At 36.1% G+C, this 14,746-nt stretch carries 12 protein-coding genes; 5 read left to right on the top strand and 7 right to left on the bottom strand.

Going from position 1 to position 14,746, the window contains the following annotated elements:
• Positions 1-341 precede the first annotated feature (341 nt).
• Together AC5LWL_RS18370 and AC5LWL_RS18365 are read left to right on the top strand one after the other, a co-directional pair.
• The gene (locus AC5LWL_RS18370; RefSeq protein ID WP_493435659.1) at positions 342-1,637 is read left to right on the top strand and encodes an IS91 family transposase; all 1,296 of its coding nucleotides are present in this window, start codon (positions 342-344) and stop codon (positions 1,635-1,637) included.
• A gap of 325 nt (positions 1,638-1,962) precedes the next feature.
• Entirely contained in the window at positions 1,963-3,168 is a 1,206-nt protein-coding gene (locus tag AC5LWL_RS18365; RefSeq protein ID WP_493435658.1) for an ornithine--oxo-acid transaminase, read from the top strand.
• Positions 3,169-3,496: 328 nt separating this feature from the next.
• On the opposite strand, the gene AC5LWL_RS18360 is transcribed toward AC5LWL_RS18365, so the two are convergent.
• The 5 genes from AC5LWL_RS18360 to AC5LWL_RS18340 form a co-directional block, all read right to left on the bottom strand.
• Entirely contained in the window at positions 3,497-4,018 is a 522-nt protein-coding gene (locus AC5LWL_RS18360) for a DoxX family protein (protein ID WP_493435657.1), read from the bottom strand.
• A gap of 557 nt (positions 4,019-4,575) precedes the next feature.
• Positions 4,576-4,947: a hypothetical protein gene (locus AC5LWL_RS18355; RefSeq protein ID WP_493435656.1), complete on the bottom strand. Its 372-nt coding sequence runs from the start codon at positions 4,945-4,947 to the stop codon at positions 4,576-4,578.
• Positions 4,948-5,428: 481 nt separating this feature from the next.
• Positions 5,429-7,255, bottom strand: a complete 1,827-nt coding sequence (locus AC5LWL_RS18350) for a DHA2 family efflux MFS transporter permease subunit (protein WP_493435655.1) — start codon at positions 7,253-7,255, stop codon at positions 5,429-5,431.
• Positions 7,256-7,263: 8 nt separating this feature from the next.
• The gene (locus AC5LWL_RS18345; protein WP_493435654.1) at positions 7,264-7,914 is read right to left on the bottom strand and encodes an HlyD family secretion protein; all 651 of its coding nucleotides are present in this window, start codon (positions 7,912-7,914) and stop codon (positions 7,264-7,266) included.
• A 15-nt stretch (positions 7,915-7,929) separates the two neighbouring features.
• Positions 7,930-8,364 carry a MarR family winged helix-turn-helix transcriptional regulator gene (locus AC5LWL_RS18340; protein ID WP_493435653.1) on the bottom strand — a complete coding sequence of 145 codons (435 nt, stop codon included), beginning with the start codon at positions 8,362-8,364 and terminating at the stop codon, positions 7,930-7,932.
• 420 nt (positions 8,365-8,784) lie between these two features.
• Between AC5LWL_RS18340 and AC5LWL_RS18335 the strand changes: the two genes are divergently transcribed.
• Positions 8,785-9,966 (top strand): amidohydrolase, encoded by a 1,182-nt coding sequence (locus AC5LWL_RS18335; RefSeq protein ID WP_493435652.1) that lies wholly within the window; start codon positions 8,785-8,787, stop codon positions 9,964-9,966.
• Between the two features lie 65 nt (positions 9,967-10,031).
• On the opposite strand, the gene AC5LWL_RS18330 is transcribed toward AC5LWL_RS18335, so the two are convergent.
• On the bottom strand, positions 10,032-10,223 hold the full coding sequence (locus tag AC5LWL_RS18330) for a hypothetical protein (protein WP_493435651.1): 192 nt from the start codon (positions 10,221-10,223) through the stop codon (positions 10,032-10,034).
• Between the two features lie 716 nt (positions 10,224-10,939).
• Here AC5LWL_RS18330 and AC5LWL_RS18325 point away from each other — a divergent pair.
• Positions 10,940-12,268, top strand: coding sequence for an LLM class flavin-dependent oxidoreductase (locus AC5LWL_RS18325; RefSeq protein ID WP_493435650.1), 1,329 nt, complete (start codon positions 10,940-10,942; stop codon positions 12,266-12,268).
• A 247-nt stretch (positions 12,269-12,515) separates the two neighbouring features.
• Positions 12,516-13,712: an amidohydrolase gene (locus AC5LWL_RS18320; RefSeq protein WP_493435649.1), complete on the top strand. Its 1,197-nt coding sequence runs from the start codon at positions 12,516-12,518 to the stop codon at positions 13,710-13,712.
• 85 nt (positions 13,713-13,797) lie between these two features.
• Here AC5LWL_RS18320 and AC5LWL_RS18315 read toward each other — a convergent pair whose 3' ends face one another.
• Positions 13,798-14,712 (bottom strand): LysR family transcriptional regulator, encoded by a 915-nt coding sequence (locus AC5LWL_RS18315; RefSeq protein ID WP_493435648.1) that lies wholly within the window; start codon positions 14,710-14,712, stop codon positions 13,798-13,800.
• Positions 14,713-14,746: the final 34 nt, after the last annotated feature.

The following is a 14,746-nucleotide window of genomic DNA, read 5'->3' as shown; positions in this document are numbered from 1 at the left end:
TAACTATATTAAAAAACATAAATAACCAGTATAGAAAAGTAACCATTTAAGTGCTAAATTAGAGCATATTCGTCTTTACCTATTGTCTATTTAGTTAGGTCTCAGTCTTTTTTTTTAAAAAGGCAAGAAAACATAAATTTTTTGACATATGAAGGCTGTCAACTACAGTGCCTAGCTCTTGTGAGCATTGCCTCATGCCTCTAAAAGTAAAAAAACATTTTTTGAGTTATGTGAACATTATTCTTCAGAGCTGTTCAAGGCGCCTTGCGCTTTTTTTAAAAGATAAGAAAGTATAAAATTTTGGGGTACCACAAACGTTGATACTGTGGTATTTTTTGTATATGGAAACGAATATTTTAAGGCGTATTTTCTTTGATGAAAATCAACATTGGGAACAATTTAAAATTAAATATGGAAAAAAGATTCGTCCAATCGTAATAAAAGAAGTAGAAAAGTTTCGTGATTGTGGAAATCCTAAAAACGGTTTTAAACTATTTGTTTGTGAAGGTTGTCATGACGTGCGCCATGTTCCTTATCGCTGTAAAGGACGTTTTTGTACAACCTGTTCTGTTGGAGAAAGCGAGGAATGGAGTAGATTACTGACAGAAGATGTACTACAGGTTAATCATCGCCATGTGATTTTTACGATTGATGAAGGATTACGAGATGTGTTCTTACTTCACCGACACTTACTTAAGTGTCTAATGGACGAAGCAGCTAAGTTAATCACAGAATTCTTCCAAACAAAAGCCAAAGTAACTCCTGGAATTATCGCAGGTCTACATACGTTTGGGTCAAGAGTTAATTATAATCCTCATGTCCATATGTTAGTGACCATGGGAGGATTAACAGAAAAAGGGGAATGGAAGCAGTATGATTTTCTACCGTTTTCATTACTTCGAAAGCAATGGCAGACAGTAGTATTGAAGTTGATAAGAAGAGGTGTAACAGAAAAAGAGAAGAAAAAAATTCAACCTAGATTACAAAAGGCGTTCTCTAAAAATGGAGAGGGCTTCTATGTGCATGCCCCAAAACAGAAAGGAAAGGTAAAAGAACAACTACGCTATATTGGTCGTTATATTCGTCGACCTGCGATTGGTATTAATCGGATCGAGGCATATGAGGGTCAGTTTGTGACGTTCAAATACAAGGATAAAACAGATGGAAAAGAGAAGAATGAAACAGTAAGTGTGGAAGAGTTCATTTCTCGTTTAATTCGACATATACCAGACGAACAATTTAAAACGATTAGACATTATGGAATGTATTCAAGACGATCTAAAAATTTGTGTAAAAAAATACTAAGTGAATGGCAACAAAAAGCAAGACGCTGGGTTGTAAAAGTAAAGAAGACCTTACGTCGTCAGACGTGGCGTGAGAGAATAATTGCGAATGGAAAGAAAGACCCTCTTGTCTGCCCGCATTGTGAATCTTACTACGAATATAAGGGAGAAGTCTGTCTTGAAAATGGTAAACTAGAAATTAAGGTAGCTTTGTGTGCTACTACTAAAGCTTATTTAGAAAGGGTGATTAACAATTTCACCAGTATCAAAACACCGCAAAAAAGGGAAGAAAAAAAAGAAAAACACAAAACAATCAAATCAGAGCGTCAGCTATGTTTGTTTAGTGTGTCATGAAAAAGAAGAAATTCCTTTAAATGTAGTAAAAGATTTTGATTTAATGGATGATGGAGACACTACAACTCCACCTATGTTCTCCTGTGAAAAATGTGGGGGAGAAATGTATCCTGAGTATTATAAAGGGGTACATGGTATAGAGTACAAATTATCGGATATTCGCTAAACAAAAAAGGACCGGGCGGTTTTTGCCCGGTTTTTCTTAATTGGAAGCATTACTGGCGGACTATTTCGAATATAATGAAAGATAGATAGGTGATTTACTCTAGAAATCCTGCACATGCAAAAAAAAGCAACTTCAGATACATTTTAAGGAGGAATAATAATGGAATTAGAAACAACACAAACAAAAAAGATTATTAACCAGACTGAAAAATTTGGGGCACATAATTATCATCCTCTTCCAATTGTTGTTGAAAAAGCGCAAGGTGTGTGGGTAGAAGATCCAGAGAATAATAGATATATGGATATGTTAAGTGCGTATTCTGCTGTTAACCAAGGGCATCGCCACCCAAAAATTATTGACGCTTTGAAGCGCCAAGCGGATAAAGTAACCTTAACCTCAAGAGCTTTTCATAATGATCAGCTTGGTCCATGGTATGAGAAAATATGTTCATTAACGAAGAAGAACATGGCACTTCCTATGAACACTGGAGCAGAAGCAGTTGAAACGGCTTTTAAAGTGGCACGACGCTGGGCTTATGAGGTGAAAAAGGCTACTGAAAATCAAGCGGAAATTATTGCTTGTGCAGGGAATTTTCATGGTCGCACAATGACCGCCGTCTCTTTATCATCAGAAGCTGAATACCAACGTGGTTTTGGCCCGATGCTGCCAGGAATAAAGTTAATTCCATATGGAGATATAGAAAGTTTGGAAGCAGCAATTACTCCAAATACAGCAGCCTTTTTAATCGAACCGATTCAAGGGGAAGCAGGTATCATCATACCGCCAAAAGGATTTATTAAGGCAGCTTTTGAAATATGTAAAAAAAATAATGTGCTGTTTATTGCGGATGAGATTCAAGTAGGATTAGCCAGAACAGGAAAAATGTTTGCTTATGAATGGGAATCAATCGAACCCGATATATTAATACTAGGAAAAGCACTTGGCGGAGGAGTATTCCCAATATCATGTGTAGTTGCCAATGATGATATTCTAGGATTGTTTAATCCAGGTTCACATGGATCTACTTTTGGCGGAAATCCCCTTGCATGTGCTGTATCATTAGCCTCACTTGCAGTAATAGAAGATGAAAAATTGGCAGAGCGTTCACTAAAATTAGGGGATTATTTTATAGAAAAATTACAAGCAATCGATAATCCTGTTATTAAAGAAGTGCGAGGAAGAGGGTTGTTTATCGGAGTAGAATTACAGGAAGAAGCAAGGCCTTATTGTGAAAAATTAAAAGATGAAGGACTTCTTTGTAAAGAAACCCATCATACCGTTATTCGTTTTGCTCCTCCACTAACTATCACAAAAGAAGAATTGGACTGGGCAATCGAAAGAATTTATAAGGTATTTGATAATTAATAAACGATTTTATATAGAGGAAAAGTGTCTAGTTTATCAAATGTGTTGAAAAGAAAAATGATAAAGGCATATAAAAAGGACTCGGTTGAGTGAAAAACGAGTCCTTTTTATTATGATGGTAAGATAGTATAAGTTTTCTGAAGTCTGATAAGTGTTTAGCTTCGCCGTACAGGATACAAGTGCCGGCGTCGCCACAGGACGTGGCGTATTTAGCCGGCCAGTGCCTAGCCTCAGTGAGTATTGCCTCCAGCCTCTAAAAGTAAAAAGTACTTTCCTAAGTCATGTGAACATTTTTCTTCGGGGCTTAAAAAGGCGCTTGCGATTTTTATTAAGAATGAGAAGGTGGTGGTGTGTCATTACTATTGCGTTTGAAAATATTTTTTCTAACAAATGGTATTACCCATCTATCGAGGCCATAGTATCCTGCGTTTAACCCACTAACCAGCAGAATCACACCTATCAGAATATCTGTTGGATTATGAGAAACTGTTCCGGCGAGGAGGAAGGAAAAATTCATAACAACACCGAAAAATGCTGCAGCAGTTGTGAGACAGCCAATTAGTAAACCTAAGCCAACCAGTACTTCTCCAATCGGTATCAATAGGTTAAATAAATCAACATTCGGCAGGGCAAATCCATCAAGAAAGGATGTATACCAACCATAAACAGCAGTGCCATCAGGGCCTTTAACCGGGTTGTTTACAGCGTTTGCTAAAAATCCTGCAGCATCAAAACCTTTCCCAGTCAATTTCCCCCAACCAGAGGTTAACCAAGAATATCCTAAAAACAAGCGAATAATAGTTAAAATACCAGCGGCAACTTTATTTTCTCTTAATAAGGAAACAAACATGGAAGATCTCTCCCTTTTGTTATATTGTAATGATTACATAGTAAGTATATTAATAGTAGAAATAAAAAATGATCATATGTGAATTTAATCACAAATTATTTATAAAAAAATGGCTGTTTTTTGATAAATAGTTAAATTGGTGACATCTCTAGTTTTGGCAGGCTAGTTTCGTGGAAAATAGGGTTTTATTTTTTTATATTAATGAAAAACAGCAATAAATCTGAATGAAATGCATGGAGCATGGTTTAACTATTATAGTAGCAAGCAGTATTTTTTACTGTTGATAGCAGCTCTAATTATGGAGGAGTTGAATACTTTATAATACTCAATGGTTTATTACTATCCATTATCGGTTTTACAAAAACCAATTGAATCCTTGATAAAGATGAATGGAGGATGAAAGGTTATCATGATGCTTCTATGAAAACTGCATAAAAGTAAATGGGTCTCTTTGGCAGAGAAGACATACATTAAGCTGTCTTTTCAGCCAAAAGAGACCCCTTTTTAGTAACTAAATAAAGCATTTAAATAATCAAAAGCGACGATATTCCGTCTTTTTAATTTGATATATATTCTAAAAATTCATTTAGAGATGAAAACAAGACTTCTGGTTCCCAATCATCTTCGCCGTGCATGGCAGTCATAACTAGGTAATTTTTATTCTCGATATCTATAAAAATAGGGTCTCCTAATAATTCATCATACCCTATTACATACCAAGTTGCTTTCCAATCACCTTCATTATTCCCCGTTAAAGAATTACCCTCTTCATCTACACTGTATCCTAACTGTCCTTCTTCAAATTCTTCTCTTGAGAATAGGTGAATAGATAAAGTTTCAATTTCAGGGTCATGAACTTCAATCTCTATATCAAGACTTTCCAATTCTTCAAGCTTACTCAATATTTTCTCTAAATCCTCATTTAACAAATTTTATTCCTCCTGTTGTGAGTTATTATATAAAAAAATTATCATTTGTTTTAGAAACCTTGTTAGTAATTTTTAGACTACGAGTAGGTATTAATCTACTTGAGTTTCTTCATATACCACTCAAACAACCCCAAACATTTACGGAAAACTCATTTCAACTTTAGGTAACATGTTTTTACGCTAAATTTTAATACATCAATCGTTCTTACAAGGGGTGTTTTGTTCGATAAAAACCTCTTAAACATTAGTAGAAAGTTATTTCTTCGTTCGTGAAAATAGCATCTTAATCAGCAAAGACAATAGTTATTGTCCATCGCTATTTTATATCCTGATTTTCTGAGATTTGTAATAAAATGTTAACATAAACTTTATGTTAACAATAAAAAGACAGACCATCAAGTTACTAATTGGTCTGTCTTTTTGTTGATATTTATCTTTCTCTCCCAAAGGAGAACCATTGTTATGAAATGCTGTGTTCTTTTTATTTTGTTTTAGAAGCTTTCGGAAGCGATCTTCTAATAAAAAAGGCTAAAATCAATGCGACAATGGTAATTCCAGTTGCAACAATAAAGGCATCGTTTATACCATTTATTATTGATTGCTGTGCTGTTTTTCCGTAGACAGTGGTGATAGCCAACACTTGCCCAGAGCTTGACGGGATTCCAGCTAGTGCAGAAATACCTTGACCAAGCTGTGTTAATTTCTCCGCCACATAAGGGTTATCACTAGTAATTATATTTCCATAGTTTGCTGAATGGAAATTTGTGCGATTGGTCATAACAGTGACCAAAAAGGCGGTCCCAATACTTCCGGCTACCGTTCTAGCAGTATTGGAAGCAGCTGTTCCATGACTTGTTAAATGGAGTGGCAGCTGGTTCATTCCTTCTGTCATAACGGTCATCATAATAAAGGACATCCCAAACATACGGAAAATATAAAGCATCATAATATGAGAATAAGGTGTTTGCATGGTAAGCTTCGTAAATCCCCAAGTTGTTAACACTGTAACAATTAAACCAAAGATGGCAAGAGGGCGAGCTCCAATTTTATCAAACAATTTCCCCGCTATCGGAGACATAATCCCCATCACAATAGCACCAGGAAGCATTAATAACCCGGATTGGAGTGCTGTAAATCCTCTAATATTTTGCAAATAAATAGGAAGAAGAAGCATTCCTGCAAACATAGCCATATTAACGACCATACTTACAACCGTAGTTAATGCATAAATATCATATTTAAATACTCTTAAATCTAACATCGGTGTTTTAGCAACAAGCTCTCTCCATACAAAAAGGATCAAAAAGATAATCCCAATAGTAAGGGAGATAACAACTGTTTTGCTGTCCCATCCATCATTACCTGCTTCACTAAATCCGTAAAGCAAAAATCCTAAGCCGATGGTGGAGGAAAGAAATCCCCAAGTATCAAATGTTGGATTTGTTAATTTTGTTACATTTTTCATCCATAATGTTGCAATAATGAGATCGATAATGCCAAAAGGAATCACGATATCAAATAATATTCTCCAAGAATAATGACCAATCAGCCAACCGGATAAAGTTGGACCAATTGCAGGAGCAAATATCATGGCTACTCCCATAATGCCCATTGCTGTTCCTCTTTTTTCAGGAGGGAAAATCGTTAAGAAAACAGTCATTAATAGCGGCATAATTACACCTGCACCAGCTGCTTGAATAACGCGTCCTACCATTAGCATGGAGAACCCAGTTGAAATGGAACAAACGAAAGAACCGATTGTAAAAGCAGTCATTGCTAAAATGAGAAGCTTCCTTGTTCCTAATTTATTAATTAGGAAAGGGGTTATTGGGATGAAAATTCCGTTTGTTAACATATAGCCTGTTGATAGCCATTGTACAGTACTTGTCGATACGTTTAGATCATTCATAATATGCGGAATAGCTACATTCAATAGCGTTTGATTGAGAATAGCTACAAATGCTCCAAGCATAACTGCAGCAATAATTTTCCCGCGGCTGCCTTCAAATTCATAGCTTGGATTTTCTGTTTTCGTGTTTTTGGCTTTTGTTGCGATTTCTTCTTCTGCATCATTAGAATCACTAATATATTCTAATGCGGGTTCTGTAATCGCGGACGTATTCAATGTTTCTTTCACCATTTCATCTGTATCATGATTTGATGAAGGAAAGTCAGTTGATTCTCTTCTGCTATCGTCTACTTCAGACGTTTTTATTACTTTTCGCTTGGATTGTTTTCGAATAAGATAGTTAACTACAATTAATAGTAAAACACTTATTACAGCATAACTTGCGATATATATGGTCATGTCATCACCTACTTATGGATTCGCACAGTTACATTCATACCAGGTACTAAATCTAATCCGCCATAATTATCAATGGAGATTTTTACAGGAATAACTTGTGTTTCTTTTGTATAGTTGCCTGAGCTATTGCTAGTTGGCAATAAAGAGAAAGTTCCAGCTGTTGCTAACCCTAAAGAATCAACTTTTCCAGTTAATGTTGTATTTGGATAAGCATCTACATATAAATCAACATCCTGGCCAGTTTTTACATCATTTAAATCTGTTTCATCGATATTAGCTGTTACCCATAAATGATTCATATCATAGCCCTTTGCAAGAGGTGTACCTGCAGCAACAAAGGAATTCTCGACAGCGGATGATTGAACAATCGTGCTGTTCGCAGGGACTGTAACATTCATTTTTGCTGTTCCAGTTTCAGTAGTCATTTCAAGTGTACCAATTTTTTCATTTTTGCTAAAAGTATCGCCTGTTTCACCATTCCAATTCGTTAATTTTCCTGAAGCAGGTGCTGCGATGCTAATTTGTTGTCCAGCAATTTGAGCATTATCTGTTGAAATATAAGAAACAGATTGATTATAGAAATAGTAGCCAGTAAATCCACCACCTACTAATACAATTAATAAGATAATATTAATTAATACCATACGTTTTGCATTCATAAAAATAAATCCTCCCTAGCGGTTTAAAATAGTAAGTATCTTTTCATTTAAATCAAGCATTTTTTGAATATCTTCTTCTGGCAATTCCATTACTTCTTTTACTCGCTGTGCGACAATGGAATCCTTTTCTACCAGTTCCTTTAGTTTAGAGCTTCCAGTTTCGGTAAGTTGTAGATTAATCGCTCTTCTATCGTTAACCTGTGTTGTGCGTGACACAAAATCCCGCTGTACGAGTCGATCAATCACTCCGCTTACCGTACTTTTGGTTAATCTTAAATTTTCAGCAAGCTCTCCTAAACTAATACTAGGACAATAGGAAATTCTATATAACGCTTTTAATTGGACGACGGTCAAGTCCATTCGATCAGCATCCATCTTTAAAAGGTGATAATAAGCTTTGTTGATATTAGCGAATGATCGAATAAGTTCGTTATTAAATGTAGCTTTCATCTGTTTCTTTTCTCCTTTCTACAGTATTAACCAAAATAAATTCATAGGTAAAATAAATAGTTTCGATAAGGATAGTTCGTATACGAACTAAATGAACAAAGAGTATCATCGCATATATTGATAGGAGTGTCAATGAAAAAGAATGATAGAATAAACAGGGAAATTTTCTTTAAAGAGGTTGTTCAAAAAGTCCGGTAAAAATGACACATCGAATTTCTTCGTTGGTTTGCTTCTCCGCTTCTCACGTATTAACACCATACGCTGTGATGCTCAAAGCTAAACCGCCTCGAACTTCTCGGTCCTTTTTATCCTCCTTTTTGAACACGCACTTAAAGTAATAGAAAATTCTTAAAAACACACCACTATAGGAAAAGTTCTATTATACTTATTCATATAGAAAGCAAAAAAGGAGTGTGGTTTTTGGTGGTAAATCAATTAGAATTAGAACAAAAACTAATTGCAGTTAGAAGAAATTTACATGAAGAGCCTGAATTATCCAATGAAGAAGTGAAAACAACGGAAAAAATAACAAATTGGTTAAAAGAAGGAGATATTTCTATTTTAGATCTTCCGCTAAAAACGGGTGTAATCGGAGAGATATCAGGAAGTTCATCTGGTCCTACTATAGCCATTCGTGCAGATATTGATGCACTACCTATCCAAGAGCAAACAGATTTTTCTTATAAATCGGCTGTTTCTGGTGTGATGCACGCTTGTGGACACGATTTTCATACATCTGTTATTTTAGGTGCAGCGTATTTATTAAAGCAAAGACAGGAGCGTTTAAAGGGAACTGTTCGCGTGCTGTTTCAACCAGCTGAAGAGACGGGACATGGGGCAAAATCAATTCTTTCTACAAATGGATTAGACAAAGTAGAAGCTATCTTTGGGCTTCATAATGATCCACTAAGTGAGCTTGGGGTGATGGCGACAAAAGAAGGAATTTTTTCTGCTGGAGTAGATCGGTTCGAAATCGAATTAACTGGCAAGGGATGTCATGCCGCTAAACCAGAGGAAGGTATCGATCCGATTATGATGGCATCTGAAATTATTCCTAGATTACAATCTATTATAAGCAGAGAGATTAAATCAATGGATAGTGCTGTTATCAGCGTCACTCAAATACATGCTGGGCATACATGGAATGTTATCCCGGAATCTGTTTATATAGAAGGAACGGTACGTACATTTAAACAAGAAGTAAGAGAAGAAATTCCTGGGAAGATAGAAAGAATTATCAAGGGAATCGCCGCAAGCTACGGGGGAGAGGCGATATTAAAATGGCACCCCGGCCCACCTTCTGTTCAAAATGATCCGGAATGGACACAGTTTGCAAAACAAATTGCCGCAAAAAATGGCTATAAAGTAGAAGAAGTGGAGCCAACTGCTGGCGGAGAGGACTTTGCCTTTTATCAGCAGCAAATAAAAGGAGCATTTGTCAATATTGGCGTTGCTGGAGAATATGGATTGCATCACCCAAAATATTATCTACAAGAAGAGGCAATCCTACCAGCAAGCCATTATTTTGCCGATTTAGCAGAACAGGCATTAATTCATCTAAACGAACAGTCACAAGAATCGAGAGTGGCTTCCACTAAATAAAAGAAAAACATCCCATCAAATTAATCGAAATTTGATGGGATGTTGTTTTTTATATTTGATAGTATTTACTTTTTTTTCCTCCAAATAAGAGAGCCTGATCCATCATGAGGATGTGCAAACATTTCATATTGACAATATTTATCCTGTAGTTCTCGAAGGGACAAATTATTTAAAACAGCCAGCGTATCGTTTCCGTAGCAGATTAGTTTATTGATCAGTAAGTTTTTCTTTTTTAATTGCGTTGTTTCGTTTCTCATCTTCGTCCTCCTAAATGATCCTTATTTGTTTTTTATTCACTTATTACATAGAAGTGCTTGTTCTAGAAGTAATATTAGTATGTGTGCTGTTTAGAAAGTGGTAATCACTGTTCTGATAAGTTCTGAATTTTATATTTTTATTATAATTGAAAAAATGAACTATTCCAAGTGGTTTAGGTGGTTTTGTTAAAATTTTTTTTGAAAGCTACCAAGAGGATGTATTCAGCCACATTTCATAGAAGCATGAAAAGTTAAGCATTTTAGATTCAAAAAAAGTGTGAATCAGGACCAAAATACAAAGAGAAAGAGGAACATTTGTCCGATAAAGAGGCAATCAGGACCAAAACAACAGCGAAAAGAGAAGAGTTTGTCCGATAAAGTGTGAATTAGGACAAAAAACCAAAATTCTGTCCTCTAGTGCACGAAAAACATTACCATAGTGGGGGCAGTTCACCAGAATTTAAAACCCTTTTTTTAGAGAGTTGTTGGTTAATCTACACGCCTGATTGGTTTTATTAAAAATAGTAAAGTTTCTCTTTAATTTTTCTGATTATACATTTATTCTTTGTTGTTATATTATAAACACACAACCAACTATTCCAACTTGTTTAGTCGGTTTAATAAAACGGCTGCTTTTTTTTATATATCCTTCTAAGATGATTGCATTTGATGTAAGGATAAAATGAAAACTTAAAAGGATGAAGGAGAGGAAGAATATGACAATAAAAAAAGAAGTTCAATTTGGTGTAATGCTTCATGGACCAGGAGGGCATATGAATGCATGGAAGCATCCAGACGTCCCTGCTGATGCGAGTGTAAACATTGAATATTATCAAGAAATTGCAAAACAAGCTGAATCTGCTGGATTTCGTTTTGCGTTTGTAGCAGATGGTCTTTATATCAATGAGAAGTCAATCCCACATTTTTTAAATCGGTTTGAACCAATAACTATTCTTTCAGCTCTCGCTTCTGTAACAGAAAAAATTGGGTTAGTTGGTACTGTATCTACATCATACAGCGAGCCATTTACTATTGCTCGGCAGTTTGCTTCATTAGATAAAATCAGTGGGGGAAGAGCCGGTTGGAATGTTGTTACTTCTCCGTTGGAAGGTTCAGCTGAGAACTTTAATAAAGGGAAACATCCTGAACACAGTCTGCGTTACGAAATTGCCGAAGAGTATTTAGAAGTTGTAAAAGGGCTTTGGGATTCATGGGAAGATGACGCATTTATAAGAGATCGAGAAACTGGTCTGTTTTTTGATCGAGATAAGCTTCACACATTAAATCATAAAGGACGTCATTTTTCTGTAAAAGGTCCTTTAAATATTGAACGTTCCAAACAAGGGCAGCCGGTAATTTTTCAAGCTGGAGCATCAGACACGGGACGAAATCTTGCTGCAAAAGAGGCAGATGCAGTATTCACAAATGCTGATTCTTTTGAAAAGGCAAAAGCATTTTATGATGATGTCAAAAATCGAGCCGCTCGCTTAGGCAGAAATAAAGAGGAAATAAAAATATTCCCAGGAATACATCCTATTGTTGGGAAAACGTTAGAAGAAGCAGAGGAAAAATACAAAGCTATTCAAAATCTCGTTTCGATTGAAGAAGCATTAAATTACTTAGGCAGATTTTTTGATCACTTTGACTTTAGTGTATTCCCACTAGATGAACCTTTTCCGGATATTGGAGAACTTGGCGAGAATAGTTTTCGTTCAACAACAGATTCAATAAAAAAACTGGCAAAGAAAAACAATTTAAGTCTTCGCGAAGTTGCTCTGCAGGTTACCACCCCTAAATCGGCTTTTTTTGGAACGTATGAGCAGGTTGCCAATCAACTTATCACTTGGATTGATGGTGGAGCTGCAGATGGGTTTATTTTTGGAGCTCCAATTCTTGGAAGCGGACTATCTGATCTAATTGAACATATTATTCCGATTTTAGAAGAGAGAGGCTATTACAATAAAGCGTACGAAGGGGAAACACTTCGAGAAAATTTAGGGATAGCGTATAAGAAAAATCAATTTCTGAAACAACCAATTAAATAAAAACCTTGCTGAAAAAGTCATTTTATTCAAAAAAGTACAGGTGAAATGCTTAAATTCAATAGATAGAGCGTAATAAGTTGAAGAGAATTAAAGGCATATAGCACCAACGAGCCTTGGAAGACTGAACGAATCCCTGCGGAACTTGGGTCTTTTAAAACGGAAATAAACTTACTTGTTCGACTGCAGCGAAGTTTGCGAAAACAAGAGCAATAACTTCTCTACATTATAAGATAAGGAGTAGGATAAGATGATTCTGGACATTTTTACGAAAGAAGAAAGTGAATTAGAGAGAAAATTAATCCACATAAGGAGAAATCTACATGAAGAACCAGAATTATCGAATGAAGAAGTAAAAACGACCCAAAAAATAAGACTTTGGCTGGAAGAAGCGGGGATTGCTATTCTCGATCTTCCGTTGAAAACGGGAATAATTGGCGAGATAAGTGGGGATTCCACTGGTCCTGTTATAGCGATACGTGCAGATATTGACGCCCTTCCCATTAATGAACAAGCAGATATACCATTTTCATCAAAGGTTCCTGGTGTGATGCATGCTTGTGGACATGATTTTCATACTACGGTCATATTAGGCACCGCCTATTTATTAAAGAAAAGACAGGCAGATTTAAAAGGAACGGTTCGAATACTTTTTCAGCCTGCTGAAGAAACAGGGCATGGGGCGAAATCTATCCTTGCTACGAAAGGGTTAGAAAAAGTGCAGGCGATTTTTGGATTGCATAATGATCCGCTTAAAGAATTAGGTGTTTTGGCAGCGAAAGAGGGTGTTTTAACAGCGGGAGTGGATCGATTTGAAATAGAAGTGACAGGAAAAGGAGCTCATGCGGCCAGACCAGAGGAAGGAATAGATCCTATTATTATAGCATCTGAAATTATTTCCAGATTACAAACAATAGTAAGCAGAGAAATAAAATCTAGTGAAAGTGTTGTCATTAGTGTAACACAAATACACGGTGGGAATACTTGGAATGTCATTCCAGAATCTGTTTATTTAGAAGGAACGGTGCGCACCTTTAAGGAAGAAATACGAGAAGCAATTCCCCAAAAAATAGAAAGAGTTTTAAAAGGCATCTCACAAAGCTATGGAGGAAAAGCGCTGTTAAAATGGCATCCAGGTCCACCATCAGTTCAAAATGATAAAGAATGGACTCTCTTTGCTAAACAAATCGCTGAGCAGAATGGCTATAAAGTAGTCGATGCTGAACCAACTTCTGGTGGGGAGGATTTTGCCTTTTACCAGCAAAAAATTCGAGGTGCTTTCGTCAATATTGGTGTAGCGGGAGAATATGGGCTTCATCATCCGAAATATCATTTAAATGAAGAAGCAATATTACCTGCGAGTCATTTCTTTGCTGATTTAGCGCAGCAAGCATTAAAAGAATTAAATGGGCAGTTTCTATCTTCTGCTTATATCCCACAAATATGAATAGGTTGAAAAAATCCATTCTCTTCTTATGAAATGATAGGAGGAGAATGGATTTTTTTATTTATAAAGGACTCGTAAACATCTTTTAATGCCTAGATAACAATTGTTTTTTCTTAGCAGATTTTTCTGAAAAGTAGTTTTCGATAATTTGGAGCAGGCTGGTAGAAGCTTTGCCGAAACTGCTGTGATTTCTTTTCAGAAGTCCGATTACAGGAGCCGCCTCCATATCCTTGATTTCTACTATTTTTGTTCCTTGTATAGGAAAGGAATGAGCCGTACGAGTAAAAAGGGAAATTCCTAATCCTTTTTGCACATAATGCTTATGGGACATGCTGCTGCTGATCTCTAGTTTTTTATAATTTGTTCCGATTGCTTCAACAATGGATTGTTCCATTTTTATGCGTATCGGACAATTATTAGGGGTGAAAAGAAAGGTTTCATCTTTTAAATCTTTTAGTTCAATTTCTTTCTTTTCAGCTAATCGATGAGAATCAAATACAAGCATAACGATATCATCGTAATATAACGGTTTATAAACATTTTCCATCGTAACTTCAGGAGCTCCACAAATGGCGAAATCTATCTCGTCCCTATAAAGCATGGTACTTAATGTATTGGCGTCTGCCACAAAGATAGAGACCTCCACTTTAGGATGCTGCTTTACAAAAAGCGATAGGATAGGAGGAAACTCTAAACTTGCTGTTGGTTCAGAAATGCCGATACGAATTAAGCCAGCGTTGCCTCCTTCTAAATCTTCCAATGTTTTGTCTAATCGGTCGTACTCTTTTAATAAAGCATTCGCTCGCTCGTAAAAAAGGCGGCCAGCTTCTGTCATTTTTAGTGTTTTGCCTCGGTCTAATAATTTTTCACCTATCTCTTCTTCTAAATGCTTAATATGTAGAGTGATGGTGGGTTGTGAATAATTTAGCGCTTCAGCGGCCTTTTGAAAATTACCTAACTTAATGATGGTGGTAAAGGTTCTAATTGCTCGTATTTCCAATGAGAAAACACCTCTTTTGCAGAAATTTAGAAAT

It is taken from the genome of Niallia sp. WK069_GA_01 (assembly GCF_983173855.1).
Note: the sequence above shows the minus strand (reverse complement) of the source record. Positions and strands in the feature narration are given on the sequence as shown.